At 54.7% G+C, this 18,009-nt stretch carries 20 protein-coding genes and 1 riboswitch; of the genes, 7 read left to right on the top strand and 13 right to left on the bottom strand.

Annotation, left to right across the window (positions count from 1 at the left end):
* Positions 1–205 precede the first annotated feature (205 nt).
* Positions 206–1,546 (top strand): anaerobic C4-dicarboxylate transporter DcuB, encoded by a 1,341-nt coding sequence (dcuB, locus tag NMC31_RS23685; RefSeq protein ID WP_253899284.1) that lies wholly within the window; start codon positions 206–208, stop codon positions 1,544–1,546.
* 43 nt (positions 1,547–1,589) lie between these two features.
* Here dcuB and NMC31_RS23680 read toward each other — a convergent pair whose 3' ends face one another.
* The 10 genes from NMC31_RS23680 to rsd form a co-directional block, all read right to left on the bottom strand.
* Positions 1,590–1,898, bottom strand: coding sequence for a PTS lactose/cellobiose transporter subunit IIA (locus NMC31_RS23680; RefSeq protein WP_015966386.1), 309 nt, complete (start codon positions 1,896–1,898; stop codon positions 1,590–1,592).
* A 6-nt stretch (positions 1,899–1,904) separates the two neighbouring features.
* Entirely contained in the window at positions 1,905–2,210 is a 306-nt protein-coding gene (locus tag NMC31_RS23675; RefSeq protein WP_108477138.1) for a PTS sugar transporter subunit IIB, read from the bottom strand.
* A gap of 181 nt (positions 2,211–2,391) precedes the next feature.
* Entirely contained in the window at positions 2,392–3,933 is a 1,542-nt protein-coding gene (locus NMC31_RS23670; protein WP_253899283.1) for a sensor domain-containing diguanylate cyclase, read from the bottom strand.
* A 303-nt stretch (positions 3,934–4,236) separates the two neighbouring features.
* A complete protein-coding gene (thiH, locus tag NMC31_RS23665; RefSeq protein ID WP_253899282.1) occupies positions 4,237–5,367 on the bottom strand; it encodes a 2-iminoacetate synthase ThiH in 1,131 nt (376 codons plus the stop codon).
* The gene (gene thiG / locus NMC31_RS23660; protein WP_253899281.1) at positions 5,364–6,134 is read right to left on the bottom strand and encodes a thiazole synthase; all 771 of its coding nucleotides are present in this window, start codon (positions 6,132–6,134) and stop codon (positions 5,364–5,366) included. The genes thiH and thiG overlap by 4 nt, the downstream gene beginning before the upstream one ends.
* A gap of 1 nt (position 6,135) precedes the next feature.
* On the bottom strand, positions 6,136–6,336 hold the full coding sequence (gene thiS / locus NMC31_RS23655; protein ID WP_253899280.1) for a sulfur carrier protein ThiS: 201 nt from the start codon (positions 6,334–6,336) through the stop codon (positions 6,136–6,138).
* On the bottom strand, positions 6,320–7,072 hold the full coding sequence (gene thiF / locus NMC31_RS23650) for a thiazole biosynthesis adenylyltransferase ThiF (RefSeq protein ID WP_253899279.1): 753 nt from the start codon (positions 7,070–7,072) through the stop codon (positions 6,320–6,322). Before thiF ends, thiS begins: the two co-directional genes overlap by 17 nt.
* Complete coding sequence (gene thiE, locus NMC31_RS23645) at positions 7,065–7,700, bottom strand: thiamine phosphate synthase (RefSeq protein ID WP_253899278.1); 636 nt, start codon at positions 7,698–7,700, stop codon at positions 7,065–7,067. The genes thiF and thiE overlap by 8 nt, the downstream gene beginning before the upstream one ends.
* Positions 7,700–9,595, bottom strand: a complete 1,896-nt coding sequence (gene thiC / locus NMC31_RS23640; RefSeq protein WP_253899277.1) for a phosphomethylpyrimidine synthase ThiC — start codon at positions 9,593–9,595, stop codon at positions 7,700–7,702. The genes thiE and thiC overlap by 1 nt, the downstream gene beginning before the upstream one ends.
* Positions 9,596–9,681: 86 nt before the next feature.
* Positions 9,682–9,791: riboswitch (TPP riboswitch) on the bottom strand.
* A 50-nt stretch (positions 9,792–9,841) separates the two neighbouring features.
* Positions 9,842–10,330, bottom strand: a complete 489-nt coding sequence (gene rsd, locus NMC31_RS23635) for a sigma D regulator (protein ID WP_149464985.1) — start codon at positions 10,328–10,330, stop codon at positions 9,842–9,844.
* A gap of 96 nt (positions 10,331–10,426) precedes the next feature.
* Between rsd and nudC the strand changes: the two genes are divergently transcribed.
* From nudC to NMC31_RS23605, 6 genes are all read left to right on the top strand, one after another.
* Positions 10,427–11,200, top strand: coding sequence for an NAD(+) diphosphatase (nudC, locus tag NMC31_RS23630; protein ID WP_149464984.1), 774 nt, complete (start codon positions 10,427–10,429; stop codon positions 11,198–11,200).
* Positions 11,201–11,243: 43 nt separating this feature from the next.
* Entirely contained in the window at positions 11,244–12,308 is a 1,065-nt protein-coding gene (gene hemE, locus NMC31_RS23625; protein ID WP_149464983.1) for a uroporphyrinogen decarboxylase, read from the top strand.
* 9 nt (positions 12,309–12,317) lie between these two features.
* The gene (gene nfi / locus NMC31_RS23620) at positions 12,318–12,983 is read left to right on the top strand and encodes a deoxyribonuclease V (protein WP_253899276.1); all 666 of its coding nucleotides are present in this window, start codon (positions 12,318–12,320) and stop codon (positions 12,981–12,983) included.
* Positions 12,984–13,031: 48 nt separating this feature from the next.
* Positions 13,032–13,622, top strand: coding sequence for a YjaG family protein (locus NMC31_RS23615; RefSeq protein WP_149464981.1), 591 nt, complete (start codon positions 13,032–13,034; stop codon positions 13,620–13,622).
* 186 nt (positions 13,623–13,808) lie between these two features.
* Complete coding sequence (gene hupA / locus NMC31_RS23610) at positions 13,809–14,081, top strand: nucleoid-associated protein HU-alpha (RefSeq protein ID WP_001044509.1); 273 nt, start codon at positions 13,809–13,811, stop codon at positions 14,079–14,081.
* A 12-nt stretch (positions 14,082–14,093) separates the two neighbouring features.
* Positions 14,094–14,786, top strand: a complete 693-nt coding sequence (locus tag NMC31_RS23605) for a DUF1481 domain-containing protein (protein WP_253899286.1) — start codon at positions 14,094–14,096, stop codon at positions 14,784–14,786.
* Between the two features lie 46 nt (positions 14,787–14,832).
* Here NMC31_RS23605 and purD read toward each other — a convergent pair whose 3' ends face one another.
* The 3 genes from purD to NMC31_RS23590 all read right to left on the bottom strand — a co-directional run.
* Positions 14,833–16,125, bottom strand: coding sequence for a phosphoribosylamine--glycine ligase (gene purD / locus NMC31_RS23600; RefSeq protein WP_253899275.1), 1,293 nt, complete (start codon positions 16,123–16,125; stop codon positions 14,833–14,835).
* A gap of 11 nt (positions 16,126–16,136) precedes the next feature.
* A complete protein-coding gene (gene purH, locus NMC31_RS23595) occupies positions 16,137–17,726 on the bottom strand; it encodes a bifunctional phosphoribosylaminoimidazolecarboxamide formyltransferase/IMP cyclohydrolase (RefSeq protein WP_253899274.1) in 1,590 nt (529 codons plus the stop codon).
* 59 nt (positions 17,727–17,785) lie between these two features.
* On the bottom strand, positions 17,786–18,009 hold a 224-nt coding region (locus NMC31_RS23590; protein ID WP_253899273.1), incomplete at its 5' end, for a hypothetical protein.

Below are 18,009 nucleotides of genomic sequence, written 5' to 3'. Positions count from 1 at the left end.
AAAATTCTACGCATATCAAAAAACCACATTTATAAAGTGGATATAGTCGAAGCACCATAGTAATCAAATGAATGACTTACAGACCCGGCACAGCACCGTCGGACGGGGTTTATTTGCCCTGAAAAAGGCAAAGGAGGAAATCCAAACAACAAAAATCAGCGCTCGACAAAATAGCGGATATTAACGGACAGGATTTGGGGGATGCATGGAATTTGCTATACAACTCATTATCATCTTAATTTGTTTGTTCTACGGCGCGAGAAAGGGCGGTATTGCGCTGGGGCTTTTGGGCGGCATCGGGCTGGTTATTCTGGTCTTTGTTTTTCATCTTCAGCCGGGTAAACCGCCTGTCGATGTGATGCTGGTGATTATTGCCGTAGTAGCCGCATCGGCAACCCTTCAGGCTTCAGGCGGCTTAGATGTGATGCTGCAAATTGCCGAAAAGCTTCTGCGGCGTAACCCGAAATATGTTTCCATCGTCGCGCCTTTCGTGACCTGCACACTGACCATTCTCTGCGGTACCGGGCATGTCGTGTATACCATTTTGCCGATTATTTACGATGTGGCGATCAAAAATAATATCCGGCCCGAACGTCCTATGGCGGCGAGTTCTATCGGCGCGCAGATGGGCATTATTGCCAGCCCGGTCTCGGTTGCCGTGGTGTCATTAGTGGCGATGCTCGGTAATTTCACCTTTAACGGCAAGCATCTCGAATTTCTCGATCTTTTATCCATTACCATCCCATCGACGCTGCTCGGCATCCTGGCGATTGGTATTTTTAGCTGGTTCCGCGGAAAGGATTTAGATAAAGACCAGGCCTTCCAGGAGTTTATTGCTGTACCGGAAAACCGTCACTATGTGTATGGCGATACGGCAACGCTTTTGGATAAAAAACTCCCCACCAGTAACTGGGTGGCGATGTGGATCTTCCTGGCATCCATTGCGGTAGTGGCACTGCTGGGGGCATTTTCAGAACTGCGTCCGGCCTTTGATGGTAAGCCATTGTCGATGGTGCTGGTTATCCAGATGTTTATGCTGCTGTCTGGCGCGTTGATTATCATCATCACCAAAACTAATCCGGCATCGATTTCTAAAAACGAAGTTTTCCGTTCCGGGATGATAGCGATTGTTGCGGTGTACGGTATTGCCTGGATGGCGGAAACCATGTTTGGCGCACACATGTCAGAAATTAAAGGCGTGTTAGGCGAAATGGTGAAGGAGTATCCGTGGGCCTATGCGATTGTACTGCTGCTGGTCTCCAAGTTCGTAAACTCACAGGCGGCAGCGTTGGCGGCGATCGTTCCGGTCGCACTGGCGATCGGCGTGGACCCCGCTTATATCGTGGCATCAGCGCCTGCCTGCTACGGTTACTATATTCTGCCCACCTATCCCAGTGACCTGGCGGCGATTCAGTTTGACCGTTCAGGCACCACGCATATTGGTCGCTTCGTGATTAACCACAGCTTTATTCTGCCGGGCTTGATTGGCGTGAGTGTCTCGTGCGTATTTGGCTGGGTATTCGCCGGGCTGTACGGTTTTCTGTAATAAAAAAGCAGGTGCCTTATGGCACCTGCTTTAATGCGTTTGATTACGCGGTACGACGATAGAGTTCGATCATATCCGTTGCTAAATCCTGAATCACCATCGCGTTCATCAGATGGTCCTGAGAGTGAACGGTAATCAGGTTTACCGGTAATTTACCGGTGCCTTCATCCAGACCAATAAGCTGGGTCTGAATGGTGTGTGCATGCTTCACGTAGTCGTGTGACTCCGCCATCGCTTTTTCTGAACCGGTGAAATCGCCTTTACGCGCAAGCTGTAGCGCGGTTAATGCAGCACTACGCGCAGCGCCAGCGTTCACCAGCAGCTCCATAATGGTGGTTTCCAAATCTTCCATGCCAGCTTACTCCATCAGTTTGAGGGCTTTTTCCAGAACGGCATCACCTTTCATCATGCCGTAATCCATCATGTCGATAACCGCCACTTTTTTGCCCAGCGGATCGGCCTGCGCCTGCAGCTTAGCTTGCTCATACTTGACCTGTGGGCCAAGCAGGATGATGTCGGCTTCATTGAGATTGTCTTTAAACTCCGCGACCGGCACGGCCTTAATGGAAACCTCAATACCTTTCTTCTGAGCTGCGTCTTTCATACGTTGAACCAGCATACTGGTAGACATACCTGCAGCACAGCATAAAACGATGTTCTTCATAATTCGCCCTCATGTTCCTTGATGTCACATCTTTATCGCGGGCGAGAGGGTTCAACAACTGCTTTGCAGCGATTGTGTGTAAGCCATCACAAAGAAAGGCTGAAAAAACTGAAACCGGTTACATTTTTGCTGGTGGTATAAAAAAAGCCCACTGCTGTGGGCTCAATGAGAGAAAGCAAAATCAGGCCACAGTCGTGCGCAGAATCCTGTTTTTCCCCTGCTGTTTTGCTTTATAAAGCGCTTCATCAACGCTAACAATCAACTGCTCCAGCGATTCCATATTCCATTCGCCCAGCCCACCGCTGAAGGTCACGGTAAGCCCCTCTTCACGCCACGTGCGTTGCGCGACTTTCTCACGCCAGTTTTCCAGCAGGGTACGAGCAGAATCGATATAGGTTGCCGGGAAAATAACGGCAAACTCCTCACCACCATAGCGATAAATTGATATCTCATGCGGTTGCAGAATTTGTAGTCCCTCACGCGCGACGTTACGCAGCACAATATCGCCGTTCAGATGACCCCAGGTATCGTTGATCGACTTGAAGTTATCGATATCGACCAGTGCTAATGCGAAAGGCTGGTGATCGTTCATCAGCGCGGCAATGTCGCTGTCGAAGGCGCGACGGTTTTTACAGCCGGTCAGGGCATCGATGGTTGCCTGGCGGACGTAGGCAATTTCGCGTTCTTTATTGGTTTCAATGGCTATGCTTAACATCGCTTCCAGCCTGGGCGCGCGGTTAACGTCGCCCGTTTTAATGGCATTGATGATATTCATCAGCACGGTGCGCGAGGCGTGGCGTAAATAGAGGGCAAAGACGATGATGACAAAGGCGGCGACGGCAAATCCCCAGGCCACAATAACCGTTTCATGGTGGGCGAGGTCGGCGAGCGTATGGTCGGAGACTTTATAAATGACGAACCAGTCGGGATTGGTGAACGAGTAATAGTAGAGCCAGGTTTTGTTCTTGCCGTCGTGGATTTCCCCTTTCGCATTGGTCATTTGGTCCATCAGCGTTTCAGGCACCATATTACTGAACAGACGAGTGGTATCCGGATGAAGCACTGCCTTACCATCGCGGTTAACCACAAAAAATTCCCCGCTAACCGGTGATTGCATTTGTCGCAGGGTATAACTCATTGACGGCAAATCCAGGTGAAATGCCAGGGTTCCTTTCAATTTCCCATCCGGAGAAACCACAGGCTTGGCCATGGTGATGGTGGTCTCGCGGGTAAAGTAGTCTGTATAAGGCTGTGTGTAGCGCGAAAATAATCCAGAGTCGCCCTGCGCCCGAAACCAGGGACGCGTTGTTGCATTGAACGCTCCGCTGTCGGACGTCGCCATCACCTGCGGGACGCGCAAATAATTTCCATGAGGGTCGGCGACAGAGATGGATGTTACCGTTGGCATCAGTGCCAGCAGATGCATCATGAGCTCAGTGCCTTTCTCCGGATCGCGATTAACGACGTTATCCAGCTGTTCATTGTTTGCTAAAAAGGCCGTCGCGCGGCTTAAAATATAATCATCTTCGCGCAGGATCGATTCCATGTAATTCACCGCCATGTTGTGGGTGAAGTTACGGTTGATATGGTGGTAATCCTCAATGATATCTTTACGCTGATTGAGCATCACCAGGGTGGCAATGACCAGGAAGCTCAAAAGGATACCGGCGAAACTGATGATTATCGGCGTGGTAAATGACAGTTTCCTGCTATGAGTACTCATAACGTATTCTTCTTTCCAGAAGGTGAATGGCAAAAGTATAAGGGCCAGGAGATGTTGTGCGGCGATATATAAAAGTTATGCTTTCCTTGTTGTTTATAGGGTAATTAAATCAGAGACGCAAAAATAGTTGCCGATTATCTTAAAAGCGAAGTGGGGGCAGGGCGGTAGAGGAAGGAAGAGCCGCCCTGGTCAACATCCTGCTGACGAGGGCTAGCGTATTCCTTGATGCTGTTTTCAACAATGTGCAAAGTGATGCGCTGCGAGTCTCTTCGCAGACAACATTATGCGCTTACATCGCTCTCCTCAGGGTTGCGAGGCGCGTCCCAGCCAGCCGTCCCAGTCTTTCCATACTGGCTGTAATCCTCGCTCGCGCAGGGCATCCGCCACCGCTTCCGGTCGGCGGGCATCGTGCGGGGAAAATTGTTCCAGTTCAGGGTGATCGTCGGCATAACCGCCGGGTTGCGTTTTTGAGAATGCGCTAACGTTGTTGATTGCCAGGGGAATCACGTTGTCGCGGAACCACGGCGATTCACGGGTGGAGAGCGACAGCTCAATTTCCGGTGAGAAAAGGCGAAATGCGCAAATCACCTGTACCAGCTGCTTTTCATCCATCAAGGACGCAGGTTCTACGCCGCCTGCACATGGACGCAGGCGGGGGAAGGAGACCGAGTAGCGGCTTTGCCAGTAGTGATGCTGAAGCCACAACAAATGCTCGGCCACCATAAAGCAATCCACCCGCCAGCTGTCCGACAGGCCAATCAGCGCGCCGAGGCCGATTTTATCTATCCCCGCCTGGCCCAGGCGGTCCGGCGTATCCAGCCGCCAGAAGAAATCCTGCTTTTTGCCTTTCAGATGATGATGGGCGTACTGCGCCTCGTGGTAGGTCTCCTGATACACCATCACCCCATCCAGCCCCAGTGTTTTCAGCTCAGCGTACTCCTCGGTAGAGAGCGGCTGGACTTCCATTTGTAACGAGGAAAACTGGCTGCGGATGGCGGGAAGATGGCGGCGAAAATAGTCCATCCCGACTTTACTCTGATGCTCGCCGGTCACCAGCAGCAGGTGCTCGAAATTCATGGCGCGGATGGCGGTGCATTCGCGCGCGATTTCAGTTTCGTCCAGCGTCTTACGCTTGATGCGATTACTCATGGAGAAACCACAGTAGGTGCAGTCGTTGGCGCACAGGTTTGAAAGATACAACGGCACGTAGAAACTGACGGTGTTACCGAAACGCTGACGGGTGAGTTGCTGCGCGCGCTGCGCCAGCGGTTCAAGATAATCGGCGGCGGCGGGAGAAAGCAGCGCCATCATATCGTCGCGCGTCAGATGACGGGCGGCCAGCGCGCGTTCAACGTCGGCTGCGGTTTTACTGCTGATTTTCAGGCGCAGATCGTCCCAGTTGAGTTCGCGCCAGCGATCGCTAAAGGCACTCATAAACTGGCCCCCAGAAAGCCGGTTAGCGGGCTGGTGGCGACGGCGTGCGTGCGGCGTGCGCCCGGTACTGCCTGTCGTGCCAGAATACCGGCATCGACTGCCATACGAAACGCGTGTGCCATCATTACCGGATCATCGGCGACGGCAATGGCGGTATTCACCAGCACCGCGTCGGCACCCATCTCCAGCGCCTGCGCGGCGTGGCTCGGCACGCCAATGCCCGCATCAACCACTACCGGAACATTCGCCTGAGCGATGATAATCTCTAACATCGCGCGGGTTTCCAGCCCCTGATTCGAACCAATCGGCGCACCCAGCGGCATCACGGCGGCGCATCCCGCTTCTTCAAGACGCTTACACAATACCGGATCTGCGCCGCAGTACGGCAGCACCACAAAACCGTCTTTTACCAGCAGTTCAGCGGCTTTCAGGGTTTCGATCGGGTCGGGCAACAGCCAGCGTGCGTCAGGGTGAATTTCCAGCTTCAGCCAGTTTGTGCCCAGCGCTTCACGGGCTAACTGCGCGGCGAATACTGCTTCTTCCGCCGTTTTTGCGCCGGAGGTATTCGGCAGCAGCGTGACGCCCGCTTCGCGCAGCGGTTCCAGAATGGCATCGTTATTCTGACGCAAATCGACGCGCTTCATCGCCAGCGTGACAAGCTGGCTGCCCGATGCGCGAATGGCATCGACCATCACCTTCGATGAGGCGAATTTCCCGGTACCCGTAAATAAATGAGAATCAAAGATTTTATCGGCAATGCGTAACATATCAGCCCCCGGCTATAACCTGAAAAAGCAGGATCTGATCGCCGTCCTGCACAATGTGATGTTCCCAACGCTCGCGCGGCAGGATTTGCTGATTGAGCGCCAGTGCGATGCCCGGCTTTAACTGTTCAAGTTGGGTGAGCAGGGCGCTGACGGAGAGCCCCTCCGCGCACGGTATGAGTTCGTCATTAAACTGAATCTGCATGGCGACCTCCACAAACCGGGCAGCCCGCTGCGCGATTCAGCGCCAGGTTTCGCCACTGGTGCGCGCGTGCGTCAAACAGACGCATGGTATTGTGGGTGGGCATACCACTTAACAGCTTGATGGCTTCCAGCGCCTGCAATGTACCCATTACGCCCACGACCGGGCCGACTACGCCTGCCGTGCGGCAGTTGCGTTCCGGTTCGGCGTCATCGGGCCACAGACAGCGGTAACAGCCTTGCGTCCACGGCGGCGTCAGTACCATCATTTGCCCACCGAACCCCACCGCGCTGGCAGTAATCAGCGGCGTGTTCAGCGCCACGCAAGCCGCGTTGATCGCCTGGCGCGTCGCCATGTTATCGGTGCAATCAAGCACCAGATCCGCGTCTTGCACCGCCTGCTTTAGCGCATCACCCGCCAGACGCTGGGTGATCGTTGTGAGAGTGATATCCGGGTTTAATGCCGCCAGTCGCGCGCGCGTCGCTTCTGCTTTTGAGCGAGCGATATCGGGCGTGGTAAAGATTATCTGACGATGCAGATTACTCAGATGCACCTCGTCATCGTCAGCAAGCACCAGTGTGCCGACGCCCGCACCGGCAAGATACAGCGCCGCAGGCGCGCCTAAACCGCCAAGTCCGACGATAAGCACCCGGCTGGCGAGCAGTTTTTGCTGTCCTTCCACGGCGATATCCTCCAGTAACATCTGGCGGCTATAGCGCATAAAATCGCGATCATTCATCGCCCACTCCCGCCAGTGCCAGCAGTTTCGCGGTGGCATCGCGCCAGTCTGCGGCTTGCGTAATCGCGCTCACGACGGCGATGCTGCCAACGCCCGTCGCCAGCACTGCCGGCGCACGTTCAAGGCTAATCCCGCCAATGGCGACGGTAGGGTAATCGTCCAGGCGTTGAATATGCGCGGCGAGCTGTTCCAGCCCCTGCGGCGCGGAGGGCATCTGCTTGGTTTGCGTTGGGAACACGTGACCCAGCGCGATGTACGAAGGCTGCGCCGCCAGCGCCACGTCAATTTCCATATCATCGTGGGTCGATACGCCAAGCCGTAAGTTGGCCGCGCGAATCGCATCAAGATCGGTGGTTTCCAGATCTTCCTGCCCCAGATGCACGCCATAAGCCTGGTGTTTAATCGCCAGGCGCCAGTAGTCATTGATAAACAGACGTGCGTTATAGCGACGACCAAGTTCAATCGCGGCAACCACATCGGCCTCGACCTCGTCGTCATGTTTGTCCTTAATGCGTAACTGAATTGTGCGAACACCCGCGTCCAGCAAACGTGCGATCCACTCCACGCTATCAACTACCGGGTAAAGCCCTAAACGGAAAGGAACCGGGGGAAAATGAGGCTGGTACATTATAAATTCTCCTGAGGGATATAGAGTTCGCCACCCCGGGCGCGGAACTGACCAGACATCTCGTTCATCCCGGTCTCTGCGGCCTGTTTTGCCGCGTAATCGCGAACTTCCTGGGTGATTTTCATTGAGCAGAATTTGGGGCCGCACATCGAGCAGAAATGAGCCACTTTGCCCGATTCCTGCGGCAGCGTTTCATCGTGATAGGCGCGAGCGGTAAAGGGGTCGAGCGCCAGGTTAAACTGATCTTCCCAGCGGAATTCAAAGCGTGCTTTCGACATAGCGTTATCGCGAATCTGCGCGCCGGGGTGACCTTTTGCCAGGTCGGCTGCGTGGGCGGCGATTTTGTAGGTGATAAGACCTTGTTTCACATCATCTTTGTTAGGCAGGCCAAGGTGCTCTTTGGGTGTGACGTAGCAGAGCATCGCGCAACCGAACCAGCCAATCATCGCCGCACCAATCCCGGAGGTAAAATGGTCGTAGCCTGGCGCAATGTCGGTGGTGAGCGGCCCCAGCGTATAAAACGGCGCTTCGTGGCAGTGCTTCAGCTCTTCGGTCATATTGCGGCGGATCATCTGCATTGGCACGTGGCCGGGTCCTTCAATCATCACCTGCACGTCATATTCCCAGGCGATTTTGGTCAGTTCGCCCAATGTGTGAAGTTCGGCAAACTGGGCTTCATCATTGGCATCCTGAATCGAGCCGGGACGCAGGCCGTCGCCCAGCGACAGCGATACATCATAGGCGGCGCAGATTTCACAAATTTCACGGAAGTGCTGATAAAGGAAGTTTTCCTGATGATGAGAGAGGCACCATTTCGCCATGATTGAGCCACCGCGCGACACAATACCGGTCAGGCGTTTGGCGGTCATCGGTACGTAACGCAGCAGCACGCCTGCGTGGATGGTGAAGTAGTCCACGCCCTGTTCGGCCTGTTCCAGCAACGTATCTCGGAACGCTTCCCAGCTCAGATCCTCTGCGATCCCATTGACCTTCTCCAGCGCCTGGTAGATCGGCACGGTGCCGATGGGTACCGGGCTGTTGCGCAGTATCCACTCGCGGGTTTCGTGGATGTAACGCCCGGTGGAGAGGTCCATCACCGTGTCGGCGCCCCAGCGCGTTGCCCACACCAGTTTTTCCACCTCTTCTTCAATGGAGGAGCTCACTGCGGAATTGCCAATATTGGCGTTCACCTTCACCAGGAAGTTACGCCCGATGATCATCGGTTCCGATTCCGGGTGGTTAATATTGGCCGGGATAATCGCCCGGCCTGCCGCCACTTCGGCACGGACAAACTCAGGGGTGATGTTTTGTGGTAACAGCGTGTCGAAGCTTTGGCCCGGATGCTGCTGGCGCAGCGTTTCGCTGCGAATACGTTCGCGCCCCATGTTTTCACGTAGGGCGATAAATTCCATTTCCGGGGTGATGACTCCCCGACGAGCATAATGGAGTTGAGTGACGCGCTTGCCGGGGCATGCGCGTTTTGGCGTTAGCAGGCCGGTGAAGCGCAGTTCGTCGAGGAATTCGTCCGCGAGTCGAGCCTGAGTATAGGCGGAACTTCGCGCCGTTAAGGTTTCGCTATCAGCACGCGCGTCAATCCACGGCTGGCGAAGCTTTGCCAGGCCCTGGCGGATGTCGATTTTTTCAGCCGGGTCGCCGTAAGGGCCGGAGGTGTCATACACCGGGATCGCTTCGTTTTCTTCGTACTGAGGGTTGTCCTCGGTACCGCCGATAAACGTGGGGCTAAGCTGAATTTCGCGCATGGGCACGCGTACGCCAGGCTGTGAACCTGCAAGATAAATACGGCGCGAGTGAGGGAAGGCGGTACCTTCCAGGGTATGAATAAAGCGTTGAGCTTGTTCGCGTTGTTCGCGGCGGGTCAGTTTTGTTGTAGACATAGCGCATACCAAATAAAAAAGGATATGGCTTGTCAGACGACGGATGGAGTAATAGATGCACAGCGCCCGTGAAGGCAGAGGCATAAAACTGAATTACTCTTGTTCCCTTCGCAGGTATTAGCCTGATCAGGTTCCGCGGATCCCGAATTAACGGTCTCAGCCTGTGTTTTCACACGTGGCACTCCGACAAGATGTAGCCCCATCAATGGGACAATGAATGTAAACTACGCGTTAATGCGTAAAATCTCAAGCGGGACGTTTGATCCCGGCGTTCTCGTGCATGGCATCCAGCACAAGCATGATGAGCTTATCTTCAAGCACAAAACGTGCCTCCAGCGCCTCGCCGATATCCGACAATGCTTGTTGAAATTCAAAGCAATTATCGTGATCAATAGCGGTTTCAAGGCTGGAATCGTAGTAGTCCATAATCACCTGGGTGTTGGCTTCCAGCTTGGGCCAGATTTTAGTGGCCGTTAAAAGCGCGGCGTCGCCTTCCAATTTATGGAGAATGCGTTCATAAATACTGAAGTGGCAGGAGGAGAGGTAGTCCACCAGTCGCTGACAAAAATCATCCAGTGCTTTTTCATTCAGCCGTATAAACGATTCTTTGCCAGGCTTAATCCCAATCAGGTTGGAATAAGCGACAAGCAATTGCTTGCGTATGTTGAGCCAGCGGTCGACCAGTTTGTTACTGCCTCCAACATGCTCCGTCAGGCTTTCGAGCTGGTTTAACATGTGATTGACTCCGCACAAGTGGGTTTAAAGACTGCGCACTAAGATGTAACGATAATGTAAATAACATGCCAGTGAAGCAAAGGTAGTGCAATAGATATGGATCGTATAATTGAAAAATTAGACATCGGCTGGTGGGTCGTCAGCCATGAGCAAAAATTATGGTTGCCGGGCGGAGAATTACCCTGGGGCGAAGCGGGAAATTTCGATCTGGCGGGGCAACGCGCGCTGCTGATGGGTGAATGGCAAGGCTCGCCGGTGTGGCTGATTCAGCAACAGCGTCGTCATGATATGGGCTCGCTGCGGCAAATTCTCGACCAGGATGCCGGGCTGTTTCAACTCGCCGGGCGCGGCGTGCAGCTGGCGGAGTTCTACCGCTCGCATAAATTCTGCGGCTACTGTGGGCATACCATGCACCCCAGCAAAACCGAATGGGCGATGCTGTGCGACCACTGTCGCCAACGCTACTATCCGCAAATCGCGCCCTGCATCATCGTCGCCATTCGTCGCGATGACACCATCCTGCTGGCGCAGCATACCCGTCATCGCAACGGCGTACACACCGTGCTGGCCGGGTTCGTTGAAGTGGGCGAAACGCTGGAGCAGGCCGTCGCGCGCGAAGTGATGGAAGAGAGCAGTATAAAAATCAAAAACCTGCGTTATGTCACCTCCCAACCGTGGCCGTTCCCGCAATCACTGATGACCGCGTTTATGGCCGAGTATGACAGCGGCGAGATCGTGATCGACCCCAAAGAGCTGCTGGAAGCCAACTGGTATCGCTATGACGATTTACCGTTACTGCCGCCGCCGGGAACTGTCGCACGTCGACTCATTGAAGATACTGTCGCACTCTGCCGGGCAGAGTATGAGTGACACTCATGTTACACTGGCGTGAAAGAGCTCAAGGAATGGAAAAATGACCGAACTGAAAAACGATCGTTACCTGCGTGCGCTGCTGCGTCAGCCTGTAGATGTCACCCCTGTCTGGATGATGCGCCAGGCGGGCCGCTATTTACCGGAATATAAAGCGACCCGTGCCCAGGCCGGGGATTTTATGTCCCTGTGCAAAAACGCCGAGCTGGCATGCGAAGTCACGCTTCAGCCGCTGCGCCGTTACCCGCTGGATGCGGCCATTCTGTTCTCCGATATTCTGACTATCCCGGATGCAATGGGCCTCGGGCTCTATTTTGAAGCGGGCGAAGGCCCACGCTTCACCTCGCCAATTACCTGCAAAGCGGATGTTGATAAGCTGCCGATTCCGGACCCGGAAGGCGAACTGGGTTATGTGATGAACGCGGTGCGTACAATCCGCCGCGAACTGAAAGGCGAAGTGCCGCTGATTGGTTTCTCCGGCAGCCCGTGGACGCTGGCGACCTACATGGTCGAAGGCGGCAGCAGCAAAGCGTTTACCGTGATCAAAAAGATGATGTATGCCGAACCGCAAACGCTGCATCTGTTGCTCGATAAGCTGGCGAAAAGCGTCACGCTCTATCTGAATGCGCAGATTAAAGCCGGCGCGCAGTCAGTGATGATTTTCGACACCTGGGGCGGCGTACTCACCGGGCGTGATTATCAGCAATTCTCGCTGTATTACATGCACAAAATTGTTGATGGTCTGTTGCGTGAAAATGATGGTCGCCGTGTGCCGGTGACGCTGTTTACTAAAGGCGGTGGACAGTGGCTGGAAGCGATGGCGGAAACTGGCTGTGATGCGCTGGGCCTCGACTGGACGACCGATATCGGTGATGCGCGTCGCCGCGTGGGTCACAAAGTGGCGCTGCAGGGCAACATGGACCCGTCCATGCTTTACGCACAGCCTGCGCGCATTGAGGAAGAAGTGGCGACTATTCTGGCGGGCTTTGGCAAGGGGGAAGGCCACGTCTTCAACCTCGGTCACGGCATCCATCAGGATGTGCCGCCGGAACACGCCGGCGCATTTGTCGAGGCGGTACATCGCCTCTCTGCGCCGTATCACCAGTAAGGAGTGGTTATGGATCTCGCGTCGCTACGCGCTCAACAAATCGAACTCGCTTCTTCCGTGATCCGCGAGGATCGCCTGGATAAGGATCCGCCGGATCTGATCGCCGGGGCTGATGTGGGTTTTGAGCAGGGCGGTGAAGTGACGCGCGCGGCGATGGTGCTGTTGAAGTACCCATCGCTTGAGCTGGTGGAGTATCAGGTGGCCCGTATTGCGACCACCATGCCCTACATTCCCGGCTTCCTGTCATTTCGTGAATACCCGGCGTTGCTGGCGGTGTGGGAACAGCTGTCGCAAAAACCGGATCTCGTGTTTGTTGATGGTCACGGTATTTCGCATCCGCGCCGTCTGGGCGTCGCCAGTCATTTTGGCTTGTTGGTGGATGTGCCGACGATCGGCGTGGCAAAAAAGCGCCTCTGCGGCACATTTGAGCCGCTCGAGAGTGAACCCGGCGCGTTATCACCGCTGATGGATAAAGGCGAGCAACTGGCGTGGGTGTGGCGCAGTAAAGCGCGCTGCAATCCGCTGTTTATCGCGACAGGGCACCGCGTTAGCACTGACAGCGCGCTTGCCTGGGTGCAACGCTGTATGAAAGGCTATCGCCTGCCAGAGCCAACCCGCTGGGCTGACGCCGTCGCGTCTGAACGCGCCGCCTTTGTGCGCCTTACAGCAAAATAACCACAATTCAGGTAAACTGCGGCTAATTTCCGCATTTGAGAACTCATCATGTTACAAAACCCGATTCACCTGCGTCTGGAGAAGCTGGAAAGCTGGCAGCACGTCACCTTTATGGCCTGCCTGTGCGAACGCATGTACCCGAACTACGCCATGTTCTGTAAAGAGTCAGAGTTTGGCGACCCGCACGTTTATCGCCGTATTCTGGATCTCATCTGGGAAACGCTGACGGTAAAAGATGCCAAAGTGAACTTCGATAGCCAGCTTGAAAAGCTGGAAGAAGCGATCCCGGCGGCGGACGATTTCGACATGTACGGTGTTTACCCGGCAATTGATGCCTGTGTCGCGCTGAGCGAACTGGTGCATTCTCGTTTAAGCGGTGAAACCCTGGAACACGCCATCGAAGTCAGTAAGAGTTCAATCACCACGGTTGCGATGCTGGAGATGACTCAGGCTGGTCGCGAAATGACCGATGAAGAGCTCAAAGAGAACCCGGCGGTGGAACAGGAATGGGACATTCAGTGGGAAATTTTCCGAGTTTTAGCTGACTGCGAAGAACGGGACGTTGAACTGATAAAAGGCCTGCGCGCAGACCTCAAAGAGGCTGGCGAGAGCAATATTGGTATAAATTTTAAGCAATGAGTCAACAAAACGTGATTTACCGCCTGAATTGTCGTGCCTGAAGGCTTCCCTTCCGCCCCCCGTCTGGTCTACATTTGGGGGGCGAAAAAAAGTGGCTATCGGTGCGTGTATGCAGGAGAGTGCTTTTCTGGCATTTTCGTCGCACTCGATGCTTAGCAAGCGATAAACACATTGTAAGGATAACTTATGAACAAGACTCAACTGATTGATGTAATTGCAGACAAAGCAGAACTGTCCAAAACCCAGGCTAAAGCTGCTCTGGAATCCACTCTGGCTGCTATTACTGAGTCTCTGAAAGAAGGCGATGCTGTACAACTGGTTGGTTTCGGTACCTTCAAAGTGAACCACCGCGCTGAGCGTACTGGCCGCAACCCGCAGACCGGTAAAGAAATCAAAATCGCCGCAGCTAACGTGCCGGCATTTGTTTCTGGCAAAGCACTGAAAGACGCAGTTAAGTAAGACCGCGTGGCAGTGAACAGTTTTAGCGAAGGGGTGGTCTCACCCCTTTTGTCTATCTGGCGTTCCGTGGCGGCGTTGGGTGGCGTACTGTTGCTGTCTGCCTGTAGCCATAACAGCGCATTGCCGCCATTCACCGCCAGCGGATATGCTGACGATCAGGGTGCTGTACGCATCTGGCGCAAAGACTCCGGCGAAGAAACCCATCTTCTGGCGGTCTCCAGTCCGTGGCGCAATGGGGCGACCACAACCAGCGAATACCGCTGGCAGGGCGATCAGCTCTCGCTGATTGAACTGAATATCTACAGTAAACCTCCCGAACATATTCGTGCCCGTTTTGATAGCCGCGGTGAACTGAGCTTTATGCAGCGGGAAGTCGACGGACAGAAACAACAGCTTTCCAGCGATCAGATAGCGCTTTACCGCTATCGTGCTGAGCAAATCCATCAGACCAGCGATGCATTGCGTCAGGGGCGCGTGGTGCTGCGCCAGGGGCGCTGGCATGCGGATCATAGCGTAACGACCTGCGAAGGCGAGGTGGTGAAGCCTGACCTCGATAGCCGCGCGCTGGCGCATGTTGAGAATCGCCAGCGTCGTTCATCGGTAGAGGTGAGCATTGCCTGGCTGGAATCGCCAGAAGGGACGCAACTGCTGCTGGTGGCGAACCAGGACTACTGTACCTGGCAGCCACGGGAAAAAAGTTTCTAAGCGAGCCTGAAAGGTACCTCCCCCTTGCGGGAGAGGATAAGGGAAATTACTCGCCTTGCTCGCGCGCAATCGCCCGATAACCGATATCCGAGCGGCTAAAGCTGCCATCCCAGTGAATATCGCTCATCAGCGCGTAGGCGCGTTTCTGCGCTTCAGCGACGGTATGACCCAATGCTGTCACGCACAGTACGCGGCCACCGTTGGTCAGTACCTGCTCATCCGCAGAAAGCGTTGTGCCTGCCTGGAACACCTTACCGCCTTCAATTTCCTCCAGCGGCAGGCCGTGAATCACATCGCCGGTGCGGTAATCGCCCGGATAACCGCCCGCAGCCATCACCACGCCAAGAGAAGCGCGTTCATCCCACTCGGAGGTTTTCTCGTCCAGCTTGCCTTCACAGGCCGCCAGGCAGAGTTCAACCAGATCGGACTTCATGCGCAGCATAATCGGCTGAGTTTCAGGATCGCCAAAGCGGCAGTTAAATTCGATAACCTTCGGATTACCCTGTTTGTCGATCATCAGGCCCGCATAGAGAAAACCGGTGTAGGTGTTGCCTTCCGCCGCCATACCTTTCACGGTTGGCCAGATGATACGTTCCATCGTGCGCAGATGAACTTCATCGGTCACCACTGGCGCAGGGGAGTAAGCGCCCATACCGCCCGTGTTCGGCCCGGTATCTTTATCGCCTACGCGTTTGTGATCCTGGCTGGTGGCCATTGGCAGCACATGCTCACCGTCCACCATCACGATAAAGCTCGCTTCTTCGCCGTCGAGGAACTCTTCGATAACAATACGATGACCCGCGTCGCCAAAAGCGTTGCCCGCCAGCATGTCATGCACGGCGGCTTCAGCTTCTTCCAGCGTCATCGCCACGATCACGCCTTTCCCGGCAGCCAGACCGTCCGCTTTAATGACGATTGGCGCGCCTTTCTCACGCAGATACGCCAGTGCAGGTTCTACCTCGGTGAAGTTCTGGTATTCCGCCGTAGGGATCTTATGGCGGGCCAGGAAATCTTTGGTAAACGCTTTCGAGCCTTCCAGTTGTGCGGCGCCTGCGGTTGGTCCGAAGATTTTCAGCCCGGCGGCTCGGAAGGTATCGACCACGCCTTTCACCAGCGGCGCTTCCGGGCCGACGATGGTTAAATCTACCTTTTCATTTTGCGCGAAATCCAGCAGTGCCGGGATATCGGTCACGCCGATAGCGACGTTTTGCAGCGCGGGTTCCAGTGCAGTGCCTGCGTTACCCGGAGCAACAAAAACAGTCTCAACCAGTGGCGACTGGGCCGCTTTCCAGGCCAGCGCGTGCTCGCGCCCGCCATTACCAATCACTAATACTTTCATCTGTCGCTCCATTAATGGCGGAAGTGGCGCATGTCGGTGAAGAGCATCGCAATACCGTGCTCGTCGGCGGCGGAAATCACTTCGTCATCACGGATAGAACCGCCAGGCTGGATTACGCAGGTCACGCCCGCAGCGGCCGCGGCATCAATACCGTCGCGGAACGGGAAGAATGCGTCAGAAGCCATTGACGAACCTTTCACTTCCAGTCCTTCATCGGCAGCTTTAATACCGGCGATTTTCGCGGAGTACACGCGGCTCATCTGGCCTGCGCCAATACCGATGGTCATATTGTTTTTGGCGTAGACAATGGCGTTAGATTTCACGAACTTCGCCACCTTCCAGCAGAACAGCGCATCACGCAGTTCCTGTTCGGTCGGCTGACGTTTGGTGACGACGCGCAGTTCTTCTGCACCAACCATCCCCAGGTCACGATCCTGAACCAGCAGACCGCCGTTCACGCGTTTGAAATCAAGGCCTGGAACACGCTCGGCCCACTGACCACATGTCAGGACACGTACGTTCTGTTTAGCGGCGGTGATTTTCAACGCTTCTTCGCTGGCGGACGGCGCAATAATCACTTCAACAAACTGACGAGAAATGATGGCCTGTGCGGTTTCAGCATCCAGCTCGCGGTTAAAGGCGATAATGCCGCCGAACGCCGAGGTGGGGTCGGTTTTATACGCGCGATCGTAAGCATCAAGAATGGAATTGCCGATAGCCACACCGCAAGGGTTGGCGTGCTTCACAATCACACATGCCGGCTCGGCGAACTCTTTCACGCACTCCAGCGCCGCATCGGTATCGGCGATGTTGTTATAAGAGAGGGCTTTACCCTGAACCTGGGTTGCGGTGGCAACGGAGGCTTCTTTCACATTCTCTTCTATATAGAAGGCAGCCTGCTGGTGGCTGTTCTCGCCGTAGCGCATATCCTGCTTCTTAATGAAGTTCAGGTTCAGCGTACGCGGGAAGCGACCGGCGGCTTCTTTGCTTTCACCGTGATAGGCTGGGACCATGCTGCCGAAGTAGTTGGCAATCATGCTGTCGTAGGCGGCGGTATGTTCAAAGGCTTTGATAGCGAGATCGAAACGGGTTGCAAGCGTCAGCGATGCTTCGTTGGCATCCATCTCTTTAATAATGGCGTCGTAGTCGCTGCTCTTCACCACGATTGCGACATCTTTATGGTTCTTGGCGGCGGAGCGCACCATCGTTGGACCACCGATATCGATGTTCTCAACCGCATCTTCCAGCGAGCAGCCTTCACGGGCAACGGTCTGGGCGAACGGATAGAGGTTAACAACTACCATATCGATAGGTTGGATCTGATGTTCTTCCATAATGGCATCGTCCTGGCCGCGACGGCCCAGAATGCCACCATGCACTTTTGGATGCAGGGTCTTCACGCGTCCATCCATCATCTCCGGGAAACCGGTGTAATCGGAAACTTCGGTTACCGGCAGACCCTTTTCTGCTAACAGACGGGCAGTGCCCCCTGTAGACAGCAGCTCCACACCGCGTGCGGAAAGTGCCTGGGCGAATTCGACGATACCGGCTTTGTCAGAAACACTGAGCAGAGCGCGGCGGACTGGACGACGTTGTTGCATGGTAAATCCCCTGGATTTGACTATTACAGAGAGCGTTAGCTGAATTTTTCGCGAAAAACTCAGCTAACGCCCCTTACGGGGCATCCTTGTTTTGCGGTGGCATTGTAACGAAAACGTTTGCGCAACGCTCGCGAATTTTTCTTTTTCATTTGGGCTGTCCGGATTTTTCCATCACGGCACCCTTTATAGAGAGAAAAGATCGGCTGAATTGTGGATAACTCTGTGGTTAAGTGGGTATAAAGCGGGGTTTTGCTGTGGAATGCGGCAGTCAGTGAAACAGGTA

Origin of the sequence: Pseudocitrobacter vendiensis, from assembly GCF_943590815.1 — a bacterium.
Lineage (GTDB): Bacteria > Pseudomonadota > Gammaproteobacteria > Enterobacterales > Enterobacteriaceae > Pseudocitrobacter > Pseudocitrobacter vendiensis.
Note: the sequence above shows the minus strand (reverse complement) of the source record. Positions and strands in the feature narration are given on the sequence as shown.

Excerpts from the sequence above, each read along its gene's own strand:
- rsd (WP_149464985.1), bottom strand. The coding sequence starts at position 10,330 with ATGTTAAACCAGCTCGAAAGCCTGACGGAGCATGTTGGAGGCAGTAAC.
- NMC31_RS23670 (WP_253899283.1), bottom strand. The coding sequence starts at position 3,933 with ATGAGTACTCATAGCAGGAAACTGTCATTTACCACGCCGATAATCATC.
- NMC31_RS23680 (WP_015966386.1), bottom strand. The coding sequence starts at position 1,898 with ATGGAAGATTTGGAAACCACCATTATGGAGCTGCTGGTGAACGCTGGC.
- thiS (WP_253899280.1), bottom strand. The coding sequence starts at position 6,336 with ATGCAGATTCAGTTTAATGACGAACTCATACCGTGCGCGGAGGGGCTC.
- thiE (WP_253899278.1), bottom strand. The coding sequence starts at position 7,700 with ATGTACCAGCCTCATTTTCCCCCGGTTCCTTTCCGTTTAGGGCTTTAC.
- thiF (WP_253899279.1), bottom strand. The coding sequence starts at position 7,072 with ATGAATGATCGCGATTTTATGCGCTATAGCCGCCAGATGTTACTGGAG.
- hemE (WP_149464983.1), top strand. The coding sequence starts at position 11,244 with ATGACCGAACTGAAAAACGATCGTTACCTGCGTGCGCTGCTGCGTCAG.
- nfi (WP_253899276.1), top strand. The coding sequence starts at position 12,318 with ATGGATCTCGCGTCGCTACGCGCTCAACAAATCGAACTCGCTTCTTCC.
- dcuB (WP_253899284.1), top strand. The coding sequence starts at position 206 with ATGGAATTTGCTATACAACTCATTATCATCTTAATTTGTTTGTTCTAC.
- thiG (WP_253899281.1), bottom strand. The coding sequence starts at position 6,134 with ATGTTACGCATTGCCGATAAAATCTTTGATTCTCATTTATTTACGGGT.
- NMC31_RS23615 (WP_149464981.1), top strand. The coding sequence starts at position 13,032 with ATGTTACAAAACCCGATTCACCTGCGTCTGGAGAAGCTGGAAAGCTGG.
- NMC31_RS23675 (WP_108477138.1), bottom strand. The coding sequence starts at position 2,210 with ATGAAGAACATCGTTTTATGCTGTGCTGCAGGTATGTCTACCAGTATG.
- thiC (WP_253899277.1), bottom strand. The coding sequence starts at position 9,595 with ATGTCTACAACAAAACTGACCCGCCGCGAACAACGCGAACAAGCTCAA.
- thiH (WP_253899282.1), bottom strand. The coding sequence starts at position 5,367 with ATGAGTGCCTTTAGCGATCGCTGGCGCGAACTCAACTGGGACGATCTG.
- hupA (WP_001044509.1), top strand. The coding sequence starts at position 13,809 with ATGAACAAGACTCAACTGATTGATGTAATTGCAGACAAAGCAGAACTG.
- purD (WP_253899275.1), bottom strand. The coding sequence starts at position 16,125 with ATGAAAGTATTAGTGATTGGTAATGGCGGGCGCGAGCACGCGCTGGCC.
- nudC (WP_149464984.1), top strand. The coding sequence starts at position 10,427 with ATGGATCGTATAATTGAAAAATTAGACATCGGCTGGTGGGTCGTCAGC.
- purH (WP_253899274.1), bottom strand. The coding sequence starts at position 17,726 with ATGCAACAACGTCGTCCAGTCCGCCGCGCTCTGCTCAGTGTTTCTGAC.